This is a genomic window from Bacillus timonensis (assembly GCF_000285535.1).
In the GTDB taxonomy this organism is placed as follows: domain Bacteria; phylum Bacillota; class Bacilli; order Bacillales; family Bacillaceae_L; genus Ferdinandcohnia; species Ferdinandcohnia timonensis.
On sequence record NZ_CAET01000105.1, the window covers coordinates 1 to 324 of the forward strand.

1 protein-coding gene is annotated in these 324 nt (G+C 35.2%); it reads left to right on the top strand.

Annotation, left to right across the window (positions count from 1 at the left end; all coding sequences use genetic code 11):
* Nucleotides 1–199: transposase (locus tag BTHG_RS23880; RefSeq protein ID WP_010280237.1), on the top strand; the 199-nt coding region annotated here is incomplete at its 5' end.
* Nucleotides 200–324: the final 125 nt, after the last annotated feature.

The following is a 324-nucleotide window of genomic DNA, read 5'->3' on the forward strand; positions in this document are numbered from 1 at the left end:
TTTAAATGAACCGGAAAAGTTTCAATTACACATCTCTAGTACTAATTCGCTTGAAAGATTAAACCAAGAAATTAGAAGACGAGAAAGAGTTATTCGAATTTTTCCTAACACACAGTCAGCCTTCCGTCTTATTGGGGCTTTACTAATGGAGAACGAACAACTTCAACTGAATAAGAAAAGATATATTATCCAAGGGTAATCGCGCGGAGCGAAAATTTGTGGTATTTGGAAGGGGTACCCCTTCCAAATACCACAAATATACAAACAAACTAAATATGGTTGGAACACTGTAGATAAATTTTACACAAAACTAAGGACTTGACT